Annotated in this window: 22 protein-coding genes; 11 read left to right on the forward strand and 11 right to left on the reverse strand. The window is 38.1% G+C overall.

The window, feature by feature from the left end; translation table 11 throughout:
• Positions 1-30 precede the first annotated feature (30 nt).
• From NMK36_RS05015 to NMK36_RS05045, 7 genes are all read left to right on the forward strand, one after another.
• Positions 31-1,335: an AAA family ATPase gene (locus NMK36_RS05015; protein WP_254173131.1), complete on the forward strand. Its 1,305-nt coding sequence runs from the start codon at positions 31-33 to the stop codon at positions 1,333-1,335.
• Entirely contained in the window at positions 1,332-2,132 is an 801-nt protein-coding gene (locus tag NMK36_RS05020) for a retron system putative HNH endonuclease (protein ID WP_254173132.1), read from the forward strand. The genes NMK36_RS05015 and NMK36_RS05020 overlap by 4 nt, the downstream gene beginning before the upstream one ends.
• A 13-nt stretch (positions 2,133-2,145) precedes the next feature.
• The gene (locus tag NMK36_RS05025; protein WP_254173133.1) at positions 2,146-2,994 is read left to right on the forward strand and encodes a hypothetical protein; all 849 of its coding nucleotides are present in this window, start codon (positions 2,146-2,148) and stop codon (positions 2,992-2,994) included.
• Complete coding sequence (locus NMK36_RS05030) at positions 2,987-3,397, forward strand: hypothetical protein (RefSeq protein ID WP_254173134.1); 411 nt, start codon at positions 2,987-2,989, stop codon at positions 3,395-3,397. The genes NMK36_RS05025 and NMK36_RS05030 overlap by 8 nt, the downstream gene beginning before the upstream one ends.
• Before the next feature lie 80 nt (positions 3,398-3,477).
• Positions 3,478-4,323, forward strand: coding sequence for a mobilization protein (locus NMK36_RS05035; protein WP_254173135.1), 846 nt, complete (start codon positions 3,478-3,480; stop codon positions 4,321-4,323).
• Positions 4,320-4,874 carry a DUF6753 family protein gene (locus NMK36_RS05040; RefSeq protein ID WP_254173136.1) on the forward strand — a complete coding sequence of 185 codons (555 nt, stop codon included), beginning with the start codon at positions 4,320-4,322 and terminating at the stop codon, positions 4,872-4,874. Before NMK36_RS05035 ends, NMK36_RS05040 begins: the two co-directional genes overlap by 4 nt.
• A gap of 42 nt (positions 4,875-4,916) precedes the next feature.
• A complete protein-coding gene (locus tag NMK36_RS05045; RefSeq protein ID WP_254173137.1) occupies positions 4,917-8,795 on the forward strand; it encodes a sacsin N-terminal ATP-binding-like domain-containing protein in 3,879 nt (1,292 codons plus the stop codon).
• Here the strand turns inward: NMK36_RS05045 and NMK36_RS05050 are convergent.
• From NMK36_RS05050 to NMK36_RS05065, 4 genes are all read right to left on the reverse strand, one after another.
• Positions 8,736-9,818, reverse strand: a complete 1,083-nt coding sequence (locus tag NMK36_RS05050) for an ATP-binding response regulator (RefSeq protein WP_254173138.1) — start codon at positions 9,816-9,818, stop codon at positions 8,736-8,738. The two genes, NMK36_RS05045 and NMK36_RS05050, sit on opposite strands and share 60 nt — an antisense overlap.
• Positions 9,815-10,372 (reverse strand): hypothetical protein, encoded by a 558-nt coding sequence (locus tag NMK36_RS05055; protein WP_254173139.1) that lies wholly within the window; start codon positions 10,370-10,372, stop codon positions 9,815-9,817. Before NMK36_RS05055 ends, NMK36_RS05050 begins: the two co-directional genes overlap by 4 nt.
• 325 nt (positions 10,373-10,697) lie before the next feature.
• Positions 10,698-11,621 carry a ParB/RepB/Spo0J family partition protein gene (locus tag NMK36_RS05060; RefSeq protein WP_254173140.1) on the reverse strand — a complete coding sequence of 308 codons (924 nt, stop codon included), beginning with the start codon at positions 11,619-11,621 and terminating at the stop codon, positions 10,698-10,700.
• A complete protein-coding gene (locus NMK36_RS05065; RefSeq protein WP_254173141.1) occupies positions 11,611-12,378 on the reverse strand; it encodes a ParA family protein in 768 nt (255 codons plus the stop codon). Before NMK36_RS05065 ends, NMK36_RS05060 begins: the two co-directional genes overlap by 11 nt.
• A 319-nt stretch (positions 12,379-12,697) precedes the next feature.
• Here NMK36_RS05065 and NMK36_RS05070 point away from each other — a divergent pair, with 319 nt between their 5' ends.
• Positions 12,698-14,128, forward strand: coding sequence for a hypothetical protein (locus NMK36_RS05070; RefSeq protein WP_254173142.1), 1,431 nt, complete (start codon positions 12,698-12,700; stop codon positions 14,126-14,128).
• Positions 14,129-14,278: 150 nt separating this feature from the next.
• Here NMK36_RS05070 and NMK36_RS05075 read toward each other — a convergent pair whose 3' ends face one another.
• From NMK36_RS05075 to NMK36_RS05085, 3 genes are all read right to left on the reverse strand, one after another.
• Positions 14,279-15,019, reverse strand: coding sequence for a DNA-binding protein (locus NMK36_RS05075; RefSeq protein WP_254173143.1), 741 nt, complete (start codon positions 15,017-15,019; stop codon positions 14,279-14,281).
• A 144-nt stretch (positions 15,020-15,163) separates the two neighbouring features.
• Entirely contained in the window at positions 15,164-15,406 is a 243-nt protein-coding gene (locus NMK36_RS05080) for a hypothetical protein (RefSeq protein ID WP_254173144.1), read from the reverse strand.
• A gap of 18 nt (positions 15,407-15,424) precedes the next feature.
• Positions 15,425-15,790 (reverse strand): hypothetical protein, encoded by a 366-nt coding sequence (locus NMK36_RS05085; protein ID WP_254173145.1) that lies wholly within the window; start codon positions 15,788-15,790, stop codon positions 15,425-15,427.
• On the opposite strand from NMK36_RS05085, the gene NMK36_RS05090 reads away from it, so the two are divergent.
• Positions 15,789-15,989 (forward strand): hypothetical protein, encoded by a 201-nt coding sequence (locus tag NMK36_RS05090; RefSeq protein ID WP_254173146.1) that lies wholly within the window; start codon positions 15,789-15,791, stop codon positions 15,987-15,989. The two genes, NMK36_RS05085 and NMK36_RS05090, sit on opposite strands and share 2 nt — an antisense overlap.
• A gap of 726 nt (positions 15,990-16,715) precedes the next feature.
• Here the strand turns inward: NMK36_RS05090 and NMK36_RS05095 are convergent.
• Entirely contained in the window at positions 16,716-17,141 is a 426-nt protein-coding gene (locus NMK36_RS05095) for an aminoacyl-histidine dipeptidase (protein WP_190521094.1), read from the reverse strand.
• Positions 17,142-17,397: 256 nt separating this feature from the next.
• A complete protein-coding gene (locus tag NMK36_RS05100) occupies positions 17,398-18,090 on the reverse strand; it encodes a hypothetical protein (RefSeq protein WP_254173147.1) in 693 nt (230 codons plus the stop codon).
• Positions 18,091-18,345: 255 nt separating this feature from the next.
• Here NMK36_RS05100 and NMK36_RS05105 point away from each other — a divergent pair, with 255 nt between their 5' ends.
• The gene (locus NMK36_RS05105; protein WP_254173148.1) at positions 18,346-19,938 is read left to right on the forward strand and encodes an AAA family ATPase; all 1,593 of its coding nucleotides are present in this window, start codon (positions 18,346-18,348) and stop codon (positions 19,936-19,938) included.
• On the opposite strand, the gene NMK36_RS05110 is transcribed toward NMK36_RS05105, so the two are convergent.
• Together NMK36_RS05110 and NMK36_RS05115 are read right to left on the reverse strand one after the other, a co-directional pair.
• Positions 19,935-20,471, reverse strand: coding sequence for a hypothetical protein (locus NMK36_RS05110; RefSeq protein ID WP_254173149.1), 537 nt, complete (start codon positions 20,469-20,471; stop codon positions 19,935-19,937). The two genes, NMK36_RS05105 and NMK36_RS05110, sit on opposite strands and share 4 nt — an antisense overlap.
• Positions 20,472-20,566: 95 nt before the next feature.
• Positions 20,567-20,923 (reverse strand): DUF3768 domain-containing protein, encoded by a 357-nt coding sequence (locus tag NMK36_RS05115; protein ID WP_254173150.1) that lies wholly within the window; start codon positions 20,921-20,923, stop codon positions 20,567-20,569.
• Positions 20,924-21,129: 206 nt separating this feature from the next.
• On the opposite strand from NMK36_RS05115, the gene NMK36_RS05120 reads away from it, so the two are divergent.
• Complete coding sequence (locus tag NMK36_RS05120) at positions 21,130-21,903, forward strand: peroxiredoxin-like family protein (RefSeq protein WP_254173151.1); 774 nt, start codon at positions 21,130-21,132, stop codon at positions 21,901-21,903.
• The last annotated feature ends 124 nt before the right edge of the window (positions 21,904-22,027 follow it).

Consider the following 22,027-nt stretch of genomic DNA (forward strand, 5'->3'; position numbering starts at 1 on the left):
ATATTATCCTACAGGTTTAATGTAAACTAAATGAAAGTTAAAACCTTAGAAATGAAAAACTTCCGAGGAATCGGAGATCTAACTCTAGACTTTGATTTTACTGAACCTACTCTATTGGTTGGCATTAATGGTTCGGGGAAATCAAGTATTCTTGACTGCCTCGCAACTCTATTGTCACATTTTATTAGCGAAATTCAAAATCCTGGTGGTTATCAAGCTTCTATTAGTGATCAATATACTGTAGAAAAAGTATTAGAAAGAACTTTTTTTAAGGATGAGGATATTACAGATAAAAAAGATAAGACAGATAATAAAATTTCAATTTTGATTGACTCTCAAGAAATTACATGGAATATTTATAGATCAAAAGATAAAAACCGCTTTCGTCCTGATGGAGCGGATGTCACAAAGTTACAAGGGATTGCTTTACATATACAAAGTGAACTAGAAAAAGATTCTTACAAAAATTTACCTTTGCTAGTTTACTACCACGTAAATAGAGAGTTTTTTGATAGCCAAGATACGAGTCAAGAAAAAAAAGAATATAAATATAATCAAATCGAAGCTTATGATCAAGCTCTTACAGGAACACGAATTAGTTTTAAGAAATTTTTCGATTGGTTTAAAGAGCTTGAAGATTTGGAAAATGAGTTATTCCGTTACAATTCTAGTTATTGTAATCCTTTACTAGAAGCAGTGAGGAGGGCGATCGATTCACTTTTAGGGGAAGAATTATCAATGCTGCGAATACGCCGTTCTCCATTAAGAATGACTATGATGAAAAAAAATTATGAACTGATTATTAACCAACAACTATCAGATGGGGAAAAAGGTTTACTCGCAATGGCAGGAGATCTGGCAAGACGTTTGGCAATAGCAAATCCCGGCTTTCCAGATCCACTTCAAGGCGAGGGAATTGTTCTTATTGACGAGATTGAGTTACACCTTCATCCTAAGTTGCAACGTGAAATTATTCCAAGCCTTAAACATACATTTCCTAACTGTCAGTTTATTATTACAACCCATTCACCACAGGTTATTAGTCATGTAAAGTCAGTCTACCTTTTAAGATCAATACCAGAAGGGATTGTTGCAGAACAGCGACGAACTTTTGGAAAAGATAGCAGTCGAATTCTTGAAGAACTAATGGGTGTACCAGATCGTCCACAGGATATCAAGAACAGGCTTCGTGAGCTATTTAGACTCATTGATGATGGTAAAATTACTGAAGCTAAACAAAAGCAAGAGCAACTCGAAAAAGAAATTGGAGATGATGATCCAGAGTTTGCTAGTGCAGATATGTTGATAAGGAGCCAGGAGATTTTAGCGGAATGAGATACATAAAAAAACAAGATAATGAGCCTGATTGTCTTACTGAATTCAAGAAAACGTTATTGCAATGGAAAAAGACAGATGACCCATTGTGGGAATTTAGTAAACTTAATTGGGATGATGATTTTAAAAATCCCCATAAAGCTCAACTTATTGATGTTCTGCGGAGAGAACAAGGTTATATTTGTTGCTATTGTGGAAGACGCATAAGTAAGGATAATAGCCACATTGAGCATCTAAAACCTAAATCTAAAAAGCGTAAGCCTTCTTATGCACATCTAGTAGTGACATATTCCAATTTGTTAGCGTCTTGCAATGGATATACTGAAGAGCAGGAGTCGGAATATAATGAAAAGTTACAACAAAATCGAGCCACGCCAGCCCCAGCACAAGAATCCTGTGGAGCTAAAAAAGATGATTGGTATGATGAAGATTTTACAGTCTCTCCTTTAATAGAAAACTGTGCTGAATACTTTACTTATACTGGGGCTGGAGAAATTCGATCTCCGAGAGTTGATTCAACGAAAAAACAAACCGCAGAAGAAACAATGAAAACAAAAGCCGCAGAAGAAACAATTAAACACTTAGGGCTAAACAACACAAACCTACAAAGCTCCAGAAAAAAGGTAATTCAACATATTTTAAAACTGATCCGTACCAAACAATTTTCCAGTCAACAGTTAGAAAAACTAATTAAAGGATATGATAAACTTAGTGATCAAGGTGAATATGTACCTTTTTGTGCTGCAATTTTATATTATCTCAACCAGCAGTATAATGTTGCGAAGATAAAAGAATAACTTAAATTTATGGGTGATTAAGGAAAAACAAAAACTACCTGGGAATTTTACAGTGGCGATCGCCGCGTTGTTACCCCCTGGAGAATATGAAGACCGAAGTCGGTTTGAGCGGGTACTGCGCGAAGCATTAGCAGATTATCAAACTCCGACGGGTCGCATGAGTGTGGAGTTATTGGTATTTAATTGTAAACCCGAAGGTGGTGGCATTTATTTAATGCACAACAAGAAAGCGGGTTCTGGAATTAAAGAACGGGTTTGTGCGATCGCCATGATTGGCTACCGCAACGCGAGTCTGCTAGTTGCTCAACGGGGAGATGTAGCCCCTGGAAAAATGAGTGATTTGGGCTTTATTCGGATGGTTGAGAAAGTCATGGTTAAAACATCGGGACAAACTGCGGAGCGATTAACCCCAGCAATTGTTACAGCAGGAAGTGAATTTAAGGCGGCACCTTTAATGCGATTAGCCCGCAGCACGTCTCGGGAAGGACGGGCGGAGGAAGTGCAGCAAATGCTCCTGGCTATCAAGGAAGCTCGTCCTGAATATGTCCGAAGTTTAACCAGTTGGTTAGATGAAAATTTACCCCCAGATTGTGATGAGTTGGTGTTTTGTGGAGGAACGGCGACTTATTTCAAAAAAGAGTTAAACGAATACTATGATCGTCTCCCGATTATTTGGAATGCGGATATTTCTATTCCAGTTGCTTTAGATAAAAAAGGACTGGGCGATCGCCTCAGTGACGTTTATGGAATGTTTGTCTACTTTAAAACGGTTTTGAAGAAACAGTTCAATTCTAAATCTTATCAATCGCTTGAGTCTTTATCAGAAGATTCCCAGAAGCAGGAGGTTAAGGCTCATGGCTAACCCAGAAAAAATAGATTTCGTTTGGCGATATCAACCCTTAAAAAATACGGCTGATGCCGTGTTACTTACTTACATTAAACAAAATGAAATTTTACCAGTTAGAGAAGTGATTCTCCAGTCATTGCGAGCTTACTGGCTACCATTAGCTTATCAACAAACAGGGGAATTTGATCCAGTTTTGTTGGAACAACTATTTAGAAAAGCCGTTTATGCCTTGGAGAAGCACGCTTTGTATTTGTGTGACCAAGTGGGTATTGATTATTCTTCCAATTTCCCCAATCTTTGCCGAGAAGATGGAATCAAAGCGACTTGGGATTCTAGTTCGATTCACCCTAATCTAACAACTGAGAATTTATTAGAGTTAGTAGGAGGCGATGAGTTTAATGATTCGGGCTTTTCATGATTAGAAGCTAAAAAAGTAAGGCGTTGATTAGGAGTAAAACCCATTTTTATTTCTAGAACATCAAGTAATGGAGTAGCAAAATGCCAGGTCGGAGTAGAAGAACAAAATCTCAACTAGAACAGGTAGATCCTACAACTGAACAAGCTGAAGCATTAGGAGAAGTATCAATGACAGTAACAATAAAATCCCCAAGTCATTTAGGCGAAAATGGATTGGAAACTGTTGAGAAACACGCTACTAGAATTCATTTAATTGATGGAGAAAAAGGCGGTGTAGGTAAGAGTTTGTTTGCAAGGGTTTTAATTCAGTATTTTATGGATAAAAAATATCCGTTTTTAGCCGTAGATGCGGACAGGTCTAACCCCGATGTCTCTCGAATTTACGAAAGTGTTTGTCGCGAAGCTTTATTTAGTGAAGATGAAAAGAAATTTTATGAAGCAGACAAAATTTTTGAGTGGGCTTTTGACAATAGCATTATTGTCAATTTACCGGCTCAGGTTTATCCGGTGGTGACGAGTTGGATTGAAAAAAATAACTTAATTGAGTTAGGCAAACAGTCCAAAATTACATTTTGTAAGTGGTTTGTTTGTACAGGAGGTTATGATAGCGTGCAGTTATTTTTGAAATCAGTGCAACATTTTGACAAAAAAATAGCTCATATTTTAGTTCGTAATTTTGGGTTAGAGGACGATTGGAGTTCTATAGAAGAGATGGAGGAAGTCCAAAATGCGATTAAAAAATATGATGTTAAAGTGATTGATTTCCCTAAGCTTTATTCGCGAGAAAGAAATGCTATTGATGCGGGGGGAATTACGTTTGAATTAGCTCGCAATAGTCAAGAATTTGGGGTGTTGGGACGGCAACGAATTAAATCGTTTATGTTGTCAGCTTACGAAGCGTTTGAAACGACGGGGATGTTACCGTGAGTTATGGTGCTGTTGATACTAAATCTTTACTGGATATTGCCCTAGAAGGTCAATCTGAGGAATATCGGCGTAAGGTTTTGGAATTGGCTTTTAAGGGGAAAATTGAGCCAACTGACCCCATATTTTTGATTTTATTAGCAACGGGGCGATTGGAAGTATTGATTCAAGAAAGCCCGAAACCAGAAGATTTTGAGTTGGCATTTGAGCGTTGGGTCGGGCGGATTAATAAGACACTAGTAACTTACGAACGAGTAGCCGTTGAGAAGCAAGAGGGGCAAATTGCTGAGGCGGTGAATTCTCTGGTACGTCAGACGGAATTAACAAAAATAGTGACTTCTGCTCGTTCGTTGATGGTGGCGACGGGTATCCTGTTGACGACGTTGGGTGTCGGTGCTTTAATGGGATGGATGGGTGTGCTTTGGTCGCAAGGAGGGTTTGCACCGGGGGAAGCGGTTCATCTGACTCAGGAACAGACGGAGGCTTTGCGGTGGGCGACTAGCTTTTTTGAAGGGAAGTTTGCTAGGGGGAATTTTGAGCTATACCGCCACTAGAAGGAAGCAATTAATTTAACTTAACTGTGAGAGATATTTACGATGGAAGAAAAACAATTCATTGAAAAGCTAACCCACAACAATTCAGATTACAATAATCCTGAATTAGCTATTACTACCGCAAATCTCTGTGATACAATCTCAAGAGATATAAATACTGATAGTCAGCGTTTTATTTACGAACTTCTTCAAAATGCTGATGATGCAAGCAATCAATATAATAGTCTTGATGTTCAAATAGATTTTGTAGGTGATTATGTGATAGTTTCCCATAAGGGAGAGCCTTTTTCAAAAATTGATATTGAAAGTATATCAAGTGCAGGTGATGGAACAAAAACAGGAGATTGTAATAAAACAGGATTTAAGGGAATTGGCTTTAAGTCTGTTTTCTCTCATTCTACTTGTGTAATTATCAAAAGCAAAAAATTTTGTTTTCGCTATGATAGAAATTATTGGAAAGACTATTGGAATAACACTTGGGGCAATAAAATTGATTGGCAGAATGAAAGACGATCCAAGCATAAAGATGAACAGCCTAAAATGCCTTGGCAAATTATACCTATTTGGACAGAATTACCCAGAGAATTAAATCAACTTTCTGCTTTTAGGGAATTTAACGTTTCAACGGTTATCAAATACGATAATATTGAAAAATCAAAAAAAGATTTGGCTGACTTAAAAAAAGATTTGGCTAATTTGCTTTCAGATACGCAAATTGTACTATTTTTGCGTAGTAAGGAAGTTAAAATTACAGTTAATAGTAGCGAAAAATTAATAATTGAAAAATGCAAAAATGGAGAAAATACCACATTAAAAAGAAACGGTATTTTACAAAGCGAATGGATTATCAAAACAGAACAGTTTGATATTCCCGAAGATGTAAGAAAAAAAATAAACGCAGATGAGAAATCACCAAAAAAGCTGAAAGACGCATTGCGTACAGAAATGTCTTTTGCTATTCAATTAGAACAAGGCAAACTGAAAGCTGTTGATAAAGAAAACCGTTTAGTATTCACTTATTTACCAACTTCTATTAACTACGATTTTCCTTTCTTAGTAAATGCAAGTTTTTTAACTGATGCAGGGAGACAATATTTGCATCAAGACGTTTCTTGGAATAATTGGATTTTTAAACAAATTCCTTTAAAGTTTTTTGGGTGGGTTGCCGAAATCGCCAATAAATCAAGCAAATATAATAAGCAGTTTTTGAGTATCTTACCTCATAAGTTACATGGATATAGTGGATTAGAAAAAAGTTTTAACGAAGGCTACAAACAAGCTATTGACACAATTGCTTTTGTTCCAAATCAAAACGGTGATTTGCTCAAAGTCAGTCAAAGCATTTTTGACAAAACAGGTATTTCTCATATTATCAGCAAGCTAACACTGATCAATTATATCAATCAAAAACTGCAAAAAAGTTTTACTATTCAGTCTTTTTTGCCTTATCTTGAACCTATAAGCACCTTAGATAAAATAGGCGTTCAAATGTTTGAGATTGATGATTTAGAAGGATTTTTTGCTTCTAATATTTTTGTAGGGGAACACAAATTAGAAGAAAATTTTCAACTCATTTCATTTTTGCATGAACAAGCAGAACGTTCAAAAGAAAATGATAATAACATTTGGAATGAAAAATTAAAAAATATACCTTTTATTTTTGACGCATCCCAAAAACTGAAAAGTCCTAAAGATATTTATTTTCCTTCAGTACAGTTCTGTGAGAAGTTTAGTTCAGATATTTGCATAATCCACAGTAATATATTAGAAAAAGTTAACCAAAATCAACGTATAAAAAATTGGCTTGATTTTTTAGGAGTAAAAGAGCCTTCAGATTTGAGTTTTATCGAAAAAACGATTATTGCTCAAGCAGATACTTACATTATAAAAGAAAATGCCTTACAAATTGGTAGATATCTCTTTAATGCTCATAAAAAAGGGATATTACGAGAACAGCATTATGAGGGTTTGTATAAATTTAAACTTATTACTAAAGGGAAAAATTTAATTGCCTCAAATAAAGCCTTCTTATCAGATTTTTATGAACCTGAATTAAGATTAGAAAGTATTTATGAAAATGATTTTTATGTTTCAGATGATTATTTTGAAGGCAAAGACCTCAAAAGTGAGTGGAAAACATTTTTCTTGAGAATAGGTGTAAATCAAAATCTATCTTGGATTAAAGAAGAATTTAATTATCCTGCCGATAGACCCGACAAAGATTTTTTTGAAAATGAGAGAGGGTTTCCAAATTGGGGATACCCAAATATAATATCACATTACCGAATAAATAAAATTTCATTTATAGAACAATGTAATAAGCATTCATTCAGCCGAATTTTTTGGAGTAATGTTTTTAAAAGTGGATTGCCAATAACACATGGCGATGACCAAGGCTATTGCTTCTATTTCAAATGGAAAAACTTAAATGAAGGGCGATATAGTGATTGGATAATAAAAAATTTATCAATTTTTCCCACCAATCAACAAAATTGCTTAAAAGCCTCAGAAATTTTTAGCAGTGATATACCTAAAATAAAAGAAATAGCAGGAAAGTATTTACCTATTTTTGATTATAACGAGCCTATTCCTCCTAATTGGTCAAGTTATCTGAATTTCAAAAATAATTTAGAATTAAATGACTATTTGCAAATACTTAAAAGCATATCGCAGGATACAAACTTAAGCGAAGAAGAAAAAAAAGAAAATCAAAAACGAATAGCGCTGATTTATGAAAAATTAGCCTCAATGAGTTTACATATTTCAGACAAAGAGAAAATAAAAGTTTGGGGTCAAGGAAATAAACTTTTATCTAAAGGCGGAAGTGCATTTTTTTATCCAAGAGATTTGTATATTGTTACTGTTGAAGGTTTTAGGGCTTCAAATTTAGCATATACTGAAAAAATAAATTCTGAAATTATTGATTTATTGCGTTTATTGGGAGTAGTAATAATTGACAAAATAACATTTTCAGTTCCTAACAGCAAGAGTGAAATTCAAACTCTGAAAAATAAACTCAATCGTATTTCATCATTAGTAGCATTGATTTCTGTTAATAAATCTAAAAATCACAAAGATTGGGAATTAGAATATGAACGTATAAACAAAAAGCTCAAAAATATTCGTTTTTTTGAAACCTCTGAAATTTATTTATCTTATGGCAACGAAGATGATAAGCAAAAACGAAGTTCTTGGGCAGAAGAAAATGATTTTTACTATGTAGGTAATTGGTGGAGTCCGAGGGTTTTAGATGGATTAGTTGAGCCTTTGGGTAAATTTTTAGGCATACGATATGCAGAAAGGCTTTTGATTGTGTTGCTATTAGAAACTTTTGCAAACGGCATAGAGTATTTAAGGGAAAAAGGTTATGATGTAACACTTATTCCGACACATTTTTTAAATCAAGAAGAGCCTGAGAATGCTGCAATCAATCAAGGAAACCGACCTTATAACGAATCTGATGAAGCTTTAGGTAGAAAAGGTGAGGAATTTGTTTACGAAGAGCTAAAAAGAATTTACAGTCAAAAATATAGTTCTCCTATACAAGAAACCAAAACTGGGTTTAAAATAGGGAATATTGTAGAAGTAATTTGGGTGAATAAGTCAGAGAATACAAATAAGGAGTACGATTTTAAAATTGTGGAAAATGGAAAAGAAATTTACATTGACAGCAAAGCGACATCTTATGGCAAATGTGCAGAGAAAAAAGTACCTTTCTATGTTTCAAAAGACGAACTTCAACTAATGGAAATAGCAGAAAAATATCTAATTGCCAGAGTGTTTAATGTTACAACAAATCCAACAATGGAAATTATAAAATTAAAAATAGATAATCTTCATTTTGAGGGTGAAACTTCAACGTTAGCAATTCGGGTTCCGAGGGAGATACAACGTAAAAATACTTCCAACCCCCAGTTGTGAGGTCACTTCTAAACGACCTGAATGGGCCTCTGCAATACGTTGGGACAGATGTAACCCCAAACCACTTCCGGCTCCTTTTTGATTTCCACTGCGAAAGCGTTCAAAGATTGCATTTTGCTCTGATTCTGGGATTCCAGAACCCGTATCTTTGACCTGAATGGAAACGCTCTGAGCTTTGTACTCAACAGTGATCTTGACTTGACCGTGCTCGGTAAACTTAATGGCATTATTCACTAAATTAGTTAAAACTCGGCGCAGTTCTAAGCGATCGCCTTGAATCCGAAAAAACTGTTGTTGGGTTTCAAAAATTAAACGTAAGTTTTTGCTGACCGCAAGCGCCTCTTGCTCTTTAACCACTTCCTCAATAAGTTTGTAAAGATCAAAAGTTGTAATAGCCATTGGTTTGCAACCCGCTTCAAATCGATGCACTTCTAGGAGGGTATTAACCAGCGTAATTAAGTTGTCATTGCTAACAGCGATAGTCTGGAGAGCCTCTTTTACTGTGGGGGGTAAGGTTCCAAATTTTCCTTGCCCTAGTAAAGTCAGCATTTGTTGAGCGGCAATCAGAGGGTTACGCAAATCATGGGTTAGACGAGAAACAAAATCTTCACGGGCTAAGGCCATTTCTCGCATTGAATCGAGGCTATGCTTGAGACGGAGCAGGTTGCGGACACGGGCCAGTAATTCGTTAACGTGAATGGGTTTCCAGAGAAAATCATCGGCTCCCAATTCTAATCCATTGGTAGAAGGAATGGAGGGATCTGGCGCGAGAAGGACAATGGGAATAAAGGGCAATTGAGGGGTAGAACGAATTTTGTAAGTGACTTCATAGCCGTCCGCATCTGGCATCATCACGTCCCATAGAATTAAATCGGGAGGGTGGGCGTTGATAGAGGCGATCGCTTCTTTTCCATATGAACTGGTGTTAACAGAATATCCTTCCTCGGTTAAAATCGTTTCCAAAATCAATAAGGTATCCGTTTCCTGATCGGCTGCAAAAATTTGGCTGGGTCTATCTTTCATGAATTGAATCTCCTTTCGGCTAACCCTCCCCAACTTACAAGGGAGTCTGTATTGTCCATAGCCTGAATTTCTTGAATGATAGATAAAATCGGTTGGGAATTTTTTAATTGTTTGGCAGCGTTTAGTTTTTGTTCTTTTGTAACCCGAAGTAAGTAGTTTTTTAATCGCACATAGCACCATCCCAGGCGCATCCCCAGTGCATAGATTTGCTCGCTTTTGCTGGGATTCACAGATTTTAGCAAGATTGGAGCTAAGGATCGAGAGTCAGGAGCCGGAATGGTTCGTCTACTTTTTTTCCCATCTCGATAGCCTTGCCAAAATTCTAGAGATTGAGATGAAGGTTGGATACGAAGCCGATAGTGTTCTGCCATTGAAATTAGCCATTCTAAATCTTGTTTTCTTAAAGGAGAAAGGGCATCATTAGGCGGGTAGTTGCTCCAGAGGTCAATTAAACTTTTTAGCTTTTTCTGAAATCGAGTGAAATGCTCAATGGCAGCTTGGGAAGAAGTTGTCCCTGAAAGCAGCTTGGGTTTGAGGATCTTAATTGATGCCATAATTGGTCGCTTCCTTTATATCGAAGTTACTCAGAAGGAAAAGGTAGGTTGAAGTTGCTTTTTCTATCTAAGATCCTAAATTAGCAATGGCATAGATTAAGAAAGTTCTACCTTAAAGCTGATTTATTAAAAAAGTTGGGGGTTTAAAAAAAAGTCGTTAATCTAGGAACCGATCATCCGGTTTCGTGCCTATCTTTTGTTTCCGCTTTTTAAATAGAAACCATAAAAATAAATAATGCCCCATTCATCCTGGAGCATTTTTAAAAGAATATTAAATTTCCCTCAGTTTATATCTAAGGACAGTTGTTGATTTCAATTTCTTTTCTTAGCTAGATAACAGGGATTCTAAGTCTACTAAAAGTTTTTGGAGACGTTTTTGCTTTTTTGGATCGCTCCAAGCTTTTGACTTATTGACTTGTGTGAGGGCGACTTTTATTCGAGTTTGAAGAGAATCTTCGGGGGGTGCGGATTGGGATTCTGATTTGAGCGCAGAAATTTGAGCTTTGATTTGAGTTAAAGACAAATTTTCTGCAATTGCCGTTTCTAGTAAAGTAACTCGTGCCTGTTCATCTTTAACTTTAGCGATCGCACGAGCTTTAGTATATTCAATTTTGCCTTCTCGTAAACTTGCTAAAACTTCTTCAGGAAGCTTCAACAGAGGCAGCCGATTACTAATAAAAGACTCCCAAGACATCTTGCCTAAGTCTTGAAAAAGTTGGGCGACAACTTCAGATTCAGGTTGAATGATAACGTTATCATTATCTCGAAGTGTTTGATTTTGCATTCGATATAGAAGGCGTTCAGCTTCCTGTATAGAACAATCTAGTCGATTAGCGAGTAGCCCTAAAATCCCTTCTGTTTCTTCAACGGGGTTAAGATCTTCTCGTTGCAGGTTTTCAACCAAAGCAATTTGTAAAGCTTGTTGTTCTGTCAGTTCTTTAATGATGACAGGAACTTCTTTCAACCCCACTTCTTTCGCCGCTCTTAAGCGCCTTTCTCCGGCAACTAACTCATATTTTCCATTTGGTAAAGGACGAACTAATAGCGGTTGCAGAATTCCATCAATTTTGACAGACTCAACTAAACACTGCATCGCTTGAGGATCAAAATAGCGGCGGGGTTGAGTAGCTGGAAGCTGAATAGCATCAAAAGGAACTGAACTGTTAGGTAGACTTTCAGCTTCGTCATCGCCGAACAAAACGGTTAAATTGGCTTTTCCTTTGTAAGGCTGATTACTTTTATTTGGCATTGAGTTTCTCCATCTTGGCAGCTAAACGATCTAATATTTTAACCACTGCATTTCTCGCGTCATAAACAGCTAAGGGAACCTGCTGTTCAGAAGCATCAACAAAAGCAGTTAAGCGAGGAATCGGCTCATAAACTGTTGCCACGGTGGAAAATTGTTCTTGAATCGCGTTTAAAGTGCGTTTATCCTGGGAGTTGGTGGCAGCATAGCGAGAGGGAACAAATCCAGCAATCTGCAAAGAGCGATTTCCTTTTTTTCGGACTCTGGCGACGGTTTGTAAGAGCAGGTTGGTTCCTTCAAACGCTTTGTAATGAGTTTCAATGGGGACTAAAACATGGGTGGCAGCAACAAGGCTAATGTAGCTTAATAACCCTAAGCTAGGCGGACAGTCAATCAAAATAAAATCATAGTTCTCTCGAATGGGTTCTAGGGCATCTTTGAGACGAAGTTCTCGAAAGTCCATATTCACCAATTGGATTTCTGCCACACTGAGGTTAATGTTGGTGGGAGCTAAATCCATGCGATGAATTGCTTTGTGGATGAAGAGGGGTTCTTCATTAACAATGGCATCAAATACGGTTTTTTCCAAGCTGTGAGGGTCAAGACCCATAAATAAGGTTAAAGACGCTTGCGGATCGAGGTCAACGAGCAAAATTCTATTCCCTCGTTGAGCTAGGTGGTAGCCTAAGTTGAGCGTAATCGTTGTCTTGCCCACACCACCAGCTTGGTTGAACAGCGAAATCACTTTTGTCTGGGTCATGGGCTATTCTCCAGCAGCGTGCCAATGTTGCGGTTGAGAAAAAGATTTGGAGCTACAGTTGGGACTATACACATATCGATTTAAGATGAATATTTCAGAATATTTTGCTAGAAAAATACAATAAATTTTCCATGAGTGTTAATAATATCTCATATCCTGGGAGAAGATGTTGAAGCGAATCAAAAATTTTTAGATTTATAGTTCCATCTACCCTATTTCTGAATTCAATCCTGGCGGGTTTAATCCTGAAGAGAGACTAGGAAGGCTTGTCGTCGTGATAGGTTGAGGGATGAGTTAATTATCGGGAAATATAAGATTTATGTTGACAAGGCAGATGCAGCGATTTTCTCCCCAATCAATCTACCAACTTCAACAAATTGGACTAGCCTTTTTTGAAAAAATTGCAACAGATTCTAATTTGGCTGGAGAAACTCAAGATTTTTATCAAGGATTATTGGTTGGGTTAGATTGGGGTGTTAAACTGATTGATCAAGAGCAGGGGATAGAAACGCTAAAAGACTTAGAGGCTAGAGTTGCAACTTTTATCAACCTAGATAATCTTCCCAGCCAACAGCCGAACCCTTCAACGGTAATTCATCGATTATCTTCAGCGTCTATTGCTCAACTGCAACAACGAGGGCTATCTACTGAACTTGATGAAAATATATTAGCTTGTGTTCCTGCTACTGAAACTCAAGATTTCTATCACGGTTGTCTAGCAGCTTTAGATTTTTCTATATCTTTATCTAAGGAAAAATATGCTTATGCTCAGATTAGTTTGCTTAAGACGAATGCTGCCCATTTTATCGAGTTATCTTCCCAAAGCGATCGCCAAGTCGCTCGTCCTACCCTTCAAGATCTATCTTTGTCTCAACCTCGAAAACCCAGAAGATTTAGTTCTCTCCTACCAGTTTATCAGTCAGGAGTAGCAACTCCAGTTTCTCCAGAAACTAACTCTGAAACACTAATTGAGTCGGGAATAAATGACTCAGACTATGCTGAAGACTCCGAACAAGTTAGATTAGAGGATGATCCCAAAGATTCAAAAGAAGGAGAAGGTTTGATTGAAGTTGGCAGATCAGCAGAGCAACGATTAGAACTGGAAAGATTATTGGTGGATCTTTTATTAAAAGAGGATCATCAATTTAAGAAATTAGAACAGTTAGAGTTGATGGAAGATTGGACAATATTATCGCAGGAAGGAGAATCAATTCGAGTAGTTTCTCAAATCGATCATCACTTGGTCTTCAAGATCAATTTAGAGGGTGAAGTTCAAAATCCTTTATCTAATTTAGATGCAGAAAAGTTAAAGATAAAACTCACTCAGGAAGCACCTGAACTGTTGAGTGAAGTCCAAGTTTTAGACAATAATTCCAACTCAACTATTGAACCGTTAATGTTCACTTTAGAGCGTGAACAAGTTAAACAAGCTGAATTGATTTTACCAATTGCCCAAAAAGTATTTGAATACAAACTGAACTTAGGAGATGAAGGGGTAGAAGAAACGGATGATTTGACTATTATTTCCGTTGCCGAGGTTTACCAGTTAATTGCCACAGATGTTGAAGGGGTTTCTGTATCTTCTTTGAGAGCATCTGGCAGAGGAGAACTGTTGAGAGTGTGTGGGGAGCATTTAGTTCTAGCTCAAGGAATTCGATCTGAAGATGTTGAATTTTGGCTTCAAATGGCAGACGATTTGAATACTGTTGAATCCCAACCTGCTCAACACTCAAGAGAGATTGAACTTTGAGTTTTTGCGATCGCATGAATCCTTAATTCTAGAGGTACAGGGGAAGATAAAACTCAATCGTTGGAAGAAATTGGGATGGGTTGAAAACAATATCTTAGTCGCAACCTATAAACCCTAACAATCGTTTAAGGTTTTGGCCCGTAACTTTTCCTAGAGAGGTTGATATATTTTACTGGAAAAAGGAGAAAAACCATCATCCCCTTTTGCCGTTAGATGGCACAACAAGCGAAACTGTCGTGGTGTAGGAGGTTGATTAATCCGTTCTACCTGTACATTAACCTCGTAGGTAGTCCTGCGAATGAGTTCAAAAATTTCAGGATTCAAGTATCGGGGACAATAACCGACAATATAGTGATCTTCTGTGTTGAGAGTCAAAGCCATCTGATCATAAATATTTTGGAATTCATGGCTTAACCATAACTTCTCCCCTGGAACAAAGCAGTTAATTCGTTCAATTGAAGATGGTGGTAAATGTTGCATTCCATGAGGAAAAAAGTGAAGATGATAACGCCCTTCTTCATCTGGTATGGGACAAGGAAAAACAGTCAGTGTATCCGTTTTCTTCTGTCCACCACTACGAGCCAATAAAGTAATTGGATCATCTTCATGTTTGGGAATGTTTAACCATTCAATAAAGCTTGAGTAATCAGGACGACTTCGAGGCATTAATCGATTAGAAAACACAGAAAACAAATAAGTTGATGTATAAACTTCATCGAAACGCGGGAATGAGGATAAGGGGGTAAAACCAGATTTTTCTTGAGCTTCTTTGACTCCTTGTGTGTAAACAAATTGATAAGTAGCTCCGTCAAAAGTTAAGCGACCAATGGGAAACCAAAAGCGACTGTTTGGATCTTGCCATGCCAAAAATAGTGTTTTGTGTGTCTTCAAGGTAGTGAGTTCCTTAAGGTAAGTAGTTTGTGTTGATTGAATTCTAGAATTTTCTGTGCAAACTCTGCTGCAATAGATGAGATGCGAGTATTGGGAAGTAGATATTTTGAAGTGTTGGGGGGTTGATTTTCCCCCATAAGGGTTTTAAAGTTCGGCTAAGTCCTCAAGGTATTGTGCAAGTTGGCTTTGAGTCATGCAAACTTGCTCTCCATCTCGCAATAACCAAGCCACTAAGCCATTGTAAAAAGCAGCACCAATCATAATGTCTTCTGGGTTAATGATTCGGTTTAAGTCGAGTGAAAGCAATCTTGCATCAAGCGTTTTAGTTGTTCTCAGATGCTGAATCATTGCCACCTGAGAACGATCAAATTTGTTAATGCGATTCATCGTTCTCAGTATCTCCAATTAGCAATCAAACCCGAAGTCAAATTTAGCGAGTTCCGCTGCTCGTATAAGTTCGATTTCTTCTTGTTCTTCAGGATTAATAGTTTGGGTAGTTTGTTGGCTGTGTCGTTTCATCCAAAGCTCACGATAAACCAGTATTAATTGCTCATTCTCCGTTGTTTTTAAGGTGGATTTGAGAACGATACCGTTAGAAGTTTGGATGTAGAAAACAGTTTGGCTGTCGAAGTCTTCTTCAGTCCATCCAAGGTGTTGCTCAACCAACCCATCCGCATAAACTATCTCAATCACATCAATTTTGAACCCGTTGTCATCAGTGTAACTGCGGGCAATTTTAGTGTTGATAGCAGTGTTAAGTTGTGACGTCATGAAAGTTAGCTCCTTCGTTAATAAAGAACCAACCGGAAAACAGCTAGCTAGGTCGGTTGGTTCGGTAGGTTTTGGGTTAAACAGCAAGGGAATTGATCTCAAATGGCGATCTAAAAAACAACGCGGTAGCGTCTCGGTGAGTGTTGTGGCAAATTGTGGTGAGCAACAGGTCAGAAAAGAACTGGATGGGAAGGATTAGCGAGCGATCGCGATGAATTCAGTTAATGAATCAACTGGAGAATGCAACCATGAGGCGAACGCTTGTCCTCTAACAGCTATTTCATGGTGTTGGGTGAAAGTGGTATTGTCTTAAAGTCGTTAGTGAAGGGTCGTACTATTTTCCCGGTGATCCAATTGCAACCCATAATCTCAAAAAAACAAAAGTTCTGACCTATGCCAAATGAGTAGTTTTACTTACTAAATTGGAATACGGAATTTTGACATGGCTTGCTGTTCCACAGGTGAGGAAAAAGAAGGAAAAAGAAGGGAAAACAGTGCATTTTCACCCTCTTGGTGATTTAGATTAAATGGCAAAATGTTACAAAAGATACCAAATTTGATATAGTACACCGTATTACAGCAGGAAATAAGAGGGAAAATAGTGCATTTTTTCCCTACTTTTCCCTACTTTTCCCTACCTGTTTTTAGCCATTTTTTGGGCTGTGTATCCCATTAGAAAGTCACTCAATCTCAAATGTATTTTTTTGTACTACAAAAGTAACAAAGCTAATGGAAAATTTTCCATCAATGCCTGTGGGGATTATTCACTATGTCCTTAGTGGCGGGTGGGTGGGCAAAAAAAGCTTCCCCTCTGGTGGGGAAGTTGGCAGTTAGCATGATTAAGGATTGACACTCACCGCCCTAGAAGGGCGAGGCTTGTATCCCATTTTTTTGGTCATAAAGGCTGGTTCTGTGTGTGGGTAGTTCACTCCATCTCAATTTCATGATCATCGATTCCGTCATCTAGCGTTAACGCATTTTGGGCAATGACCATGTTTTGGCGAGCCATCCGTTCATTGCGGATGCCCCGATGCTTGGCTCGACGTTCTCGAATGGCATCAATATCGTTCAAGCCATAAAGAGCTTGTGCAGCGCGCATCAGTTCTTTCAAGGAAGTCGTGCCATAGTCTTCACGAAACTGAGCATTGTGGGTTTCCCAGTCAAAATCGTGGTTATTAAAACGTGCAGCACTCGCAAGCTCACGGCCACATTCTTCTCTCAAAACTTCCAGCACCATCAAACGTAGTTTTTCGTTATAGCTGATGCACTGGTCTAAAGCCTTGGTATAAGCTTTTTGAGACTTTGTGGTTTTAACGGAATCGAACTTACGATTTTTAGAAGTTACAATCATTTTGATCTTCCTATTCAAATGTTGTTCACACCCAAAGCAGCGATCGCTGTCTTCTTCAGTTCAATTTTTAAATTAAAGTTTTTTGTATGATGGCGATCGCTATTTTCTTCTTTTTCTGGAAACTATGAAAATCAATTCTTGATTAAATTAATTTAGTTTAAAATTTCTCATTCTAAAAAAAATTACCCTACCTTAAGGTAGAGTAATAGTAAAATGGATATGCAATCAAATGAATTAAATCAGAGCAGAAAATTAGTTATTCTAAATCTTCCTCCTCCTCATCTTCTTCATCTTCTTCATCTTCGTCTTCTTCCTCAAAGTCATCGTCTTCTTCGTCTTCAAAATCTTCTGGTTCCTCATCATCATCTTCATCTTCCAAATCATCATCTTCCAAATCATCAATATCATCATCAGTGTTAGATTGCTCTTGCTGAAGATAACTATTGCGTTTGGCAAGGGATTCTTGATTGAATTTAACGAGGCTTTTAATGGCTTCTTGAGGATCTAACTCGAAAACATCGTACAGTTTTGCCATAACCAAAGCTAAAGTTTCGATATCATGACGCAGGGCATCCGGTTGTCCGAACAAAGCAGGGAACACTTCGTTATTCCAACGCTGCCAGTTCATGGTTTTGCCGCGTTTTTTCAATTGAGCAGCAATATCCAAACCGATCTTTTCTTTAATGGCATGACCGATTTTTGTTTGAAGACGTTTTTCGCGAAGTTGCAGCTTCACGCCAAACTTTTTAACAATGGTCGTTCTGACTCGCTCAAGCAGTGCGTTAGCTTGCTCTTCAACTGAAGCAACTGAACGACGGGTTCCATTCCCATTGCTAGGAACAGGTAATCCGGTGCTTTTTGATTTAGGAGTCACACCGTTGGTTTTTCCATTGAAAGTTGCTGCACCATTAGACGTGCGAGAGTTATTTTTATTCGTTGTAGTTACCATGAAGTTCAATTGAATTTAATTACTTCGTGGCAATCTGCGCCGCTAGGCGCTTTCAAGTTTCCCAATTGATTATTAATGGTTAATTTTAAATTAATTAAAATTATTTTCGATTTTATCATTAAATGATTGAGTTAAAGTATTCATCTAACTTAAGGAATAAAAGCTAAGTCAGTTAGATAGATCAATAGGGGGATGGAAAATGCCGATTAAGAAAGCTCAATAGAAATTAGTCTGCTTAATACTTCTTAATCTTTTATGATCCATCCTTTTAAAGATTGGCTCTTATTGGCAAACCGAGGAATCAAGATAGTGGGATTAGAATACTGTACAACGGATCGAGTCAGGATTTTAACTCACTTCTATGAATGGGGTCAAAACCTCCAATTGCCTGTTTTCTTTTGGAATTGTGGCTACCGATGTTTTCAGCAAATTAATTGTCAAAATGAAGACGGGTGTCGGTTAGAGAACACTGATTTACAAGCTAACTCCGACCCCCTTTTAGATTTATTAGAAAATCAAAGTGAAGGAATTTTTATTATGGAGGGAATTTTAGAGTTATCAGGATCAAATATGACGGATAAACAGCGTGAATTTCAACTGGTTAACGCCTACTATCACTTATCGGGAGATAAGCATCGTCAATTCTGGGTTTTATTGGAAAATAATATCAATTTACCTCCCAATTTACAACCTTTAATTCCGGTGTTGAAAGCTCCTATTGCGGATCGCATTTGGGTACAACAGAAGGTGGCTTCATTTTGCCGTGACACTTCCTTAATGCTGGGAAAAAAAGATACTGCTATTCAAGAAAGTTTAGTGCGATCTTGTCTAGGATTGGCACAAGGAGAAATTGAGTTAATTTTACAACAAAGTTTAGCATTTACTAACAGTTTTGAAGACATACCTGATTGGGTACTCAACTACAAAGTTAACAAATTGCGAGGGAGAGGGTTAGAGTTAATTTCTGAACCGGATGTTGCCCAAACCGGAGGGTTAGAATTGCTAGACGAGTTCCTCTCAAAAGTTGCTTCTTTACTCAATCCAGAAGCCGAGAAATATGGGCTTAGATTTCCCAAAGGAATGATTCTTTGGGGGCCACCTGGCACTGGGAAAAGTTTGAGTGCCAAGTTAGCTGCCAAGAAGATGGGAGTGCCTTTATTAGCGGCTGATTGGGGTGCAATTATCGGTTCCCAAAAGCCAGATTTGGCACTGCGGGAGTTGTTAGAATTGGCCCAAGCTTTAAGCCCAACAATTTTGTACTGGGATGATTTCGATAAAGGGTTTGCAGGTTGGAATTCTAATGCAGATGGTGGAGTTTCAAGGCGTTTGTCGGGAAAATTGTTGACTTGGATGCAGGAAGTACAACAGCCGATTTATATGGTAGCAACGGTTAATCGATTAGGGATGTTACCTCCAGAATTAATTCGTCGCTTTGATGATATTTTCTTCGTTGATTTACCCCATGAAGGGGCAATGTATGAAATTTTTAACCTGCATTTGCAAAAGTATTTCCCAGAGTTCCGCAAGGGATCTCAATCTCCTTGGACAGATGAGGAGTGGCGAATTTTGTTACGGGATTATCGGCTTTGTACCCCGGCTGAAATTGGCAATGCCGTTAAAAAATGCGCCGAGGAAATTTACTATCGCAACTATCAGCAAGGCAAGCAACCGCAACAATTAAAGATCACTTTAGAAGATTTACGACAGCAACGTGACCAATTTACGCCAGCTTTAATTCGAGATGAAGAACAGATTTTAGCAATTCGTAATCAAGCCACTTATGCTCGTCCGGCGGCGGGTGTAGATGTTTCCAAATTTGCGATTCCTCCTCAAGAATTGTTTGGCTAGGATTGCTCAAACAAATTCTTTTGTTGATAGGTTGGGGTGGGTTTGATTTGTTGTATAGTTTTAGGGATAATCTGATGGCTGAAAGTCTTAGTCAATTCTTGAAGAGTAGACATTGAATGGCTCAACTCCCCTAATGTAATAGATTGATAGCGTTGCACTTGTTCAGTATTATTCGGCTCAATATAATCTGGCAGTTCAATGATGTCTACAGGTTGGTAATCTAAGGTTTCAATATATTTGTTCCAATGGATTCCAAACTGTTCAATATTCTTCTGAATTTGTTCGCTTAGGCAATCTAATTGCAGAGAAATCTGAAGGCGAGTTTCGTAGCTGGCTTTTTGCCAAAAAATCGAATGCACTAAATGTTTTCGAGCCGTTGCTAAGGTTGAAGCGATTTCCAAATAAGCTAAGGCATCATATTTTTTAGGATGTTCTGGCCCAGCTTGGAGGAAGTTTTTAACTCGGTGGTAAGCACACTGGATTAAAGCTTCATCAACGGTTCCATAAAACGGAATTGTGCGAGGGACAGGCATAAAATTTCTCTCAACTTGTCCCTCTGAGTCCCCGTTATGGGGAAGGAATGGAAAATTTTCCATTTCAATTCTCTAAGCACAGCTTGTTTGAGAAATTAATATTCATTGCTCTCCATTAAAGTTCCAACTCTCCAAGTGGTATTAACATCTTCAGGAGTGTCAGCACCAATTTCTTCCCCGTTAAGCCAAGCGGATTTCTCAAAATAATCAATTTTGAAAAAGTAGCGATCGCCATCTAACTCTAAAGTCACAAAATCTCGTTCTCCGTAAGGATCATTATCCGGTGAAAACGAGTTAAATTCTTTCAATAATTGGAGAAGTTGTTGTTGCTGTTGGGGAGGCAGAAGTCCAACACTACGGGACAAATGAATAGCCCCGACTTGTGAATTCTGAGCGCGTAATTGATCATTAAGACGAGCAATCTGTTCAGATTTTGTTAAGGTTTCACTCATTGTTTTTTCCTGACTTTTCACCCTCAATGGGCGCGTTAGCGCGTTAGTTTGAGCCTAGTAACAGATTCCTGAATGCCAAGAATTAGAGAAATCGATAAATTACAGTAAAATTCAACAGTTAGGAGAATTCACGAGGCGGGTTTGAACTTTTTAGAACCGTATTCGTTTTCTGTTCTCCTCATTCGGTGATTAAATCGGTAGGTGAGATGGATATCTATACCCTCTTAAGTCAAACTCAACGGCAACGGGTCAGTGATGGAGCCGTAACCTCTCTATTAAGCGGTTGTGAATCCTCACCCAGACAACTCGTGCTAATCTGGCCCCAACTGGGAGATTTCGATAGCTTAGAATATGCTTGGTGGTTACAACGGGAGGCAAAACAACTTGAATCCCAAGGAATTGCAATCCGAGCCGTAGGAATTGGCAACCGCACTTCAGGACAGCAATTCTGTGACTATACAGGATTTCCCCCAGATTCTTTATTTATAGATCCCACCGCCGAACTGCACCGAACCCTAAATCTTTATCCCGGTTTATCCCTCAAATTCCCCGGTCTGTCACCCGGTATTAACGCTTGGCTCAACTTAATACTGATGTGTGCTGGACTGGGTAGCCCAGGGACTCTAGCCGAAGTGTTCCGAGGCTATCGGGGTGATAAAAAAGCCCCTCAATTAATTGGGGATGAAGAAATTGTTCAAGCTCCTCCTTTACCCCCATTGAAAGGTTCATTCTTCAACTTAGCAGGAGGTCAAGGTTTTCAGCGCCCCTTTGAGTTAGCCACGTTGCGACTGCGAAATATGGGAGAAGTGCTAAGTCACTGGAAAAGTTACGTTCCCGATTCAGCTTATCTAACCCAACGAGGGGCAACTTTCTTATTTAACCAGCAAGGAGAATTACTCTATGAGCATCGAGACCGCGCCATTCTAGGCTTCGCTACTAATCCGAGTAATCCGTTATCTTTTCTTACAGGTAGGGAATAGGCAATTATGAATTACGAATTACGAATTACGAATTATGAATTACGAATGGGCAATGGGATCAATAGTTTTGGCTGTTTCATAGACGTTTAAAATTATTATAACCTCGGCACGGATTGCTATAGCT

Source organism: Planktothrix pseudagardhii (genome assembly GCF_904830925.1).
Classification (GTDB): Bacteria; Cyanobacteriota; Cyanobacteriia; order Cyanobacteriales; family Microcoleaceae; genus Planktothrix; species Planktothrix tepida.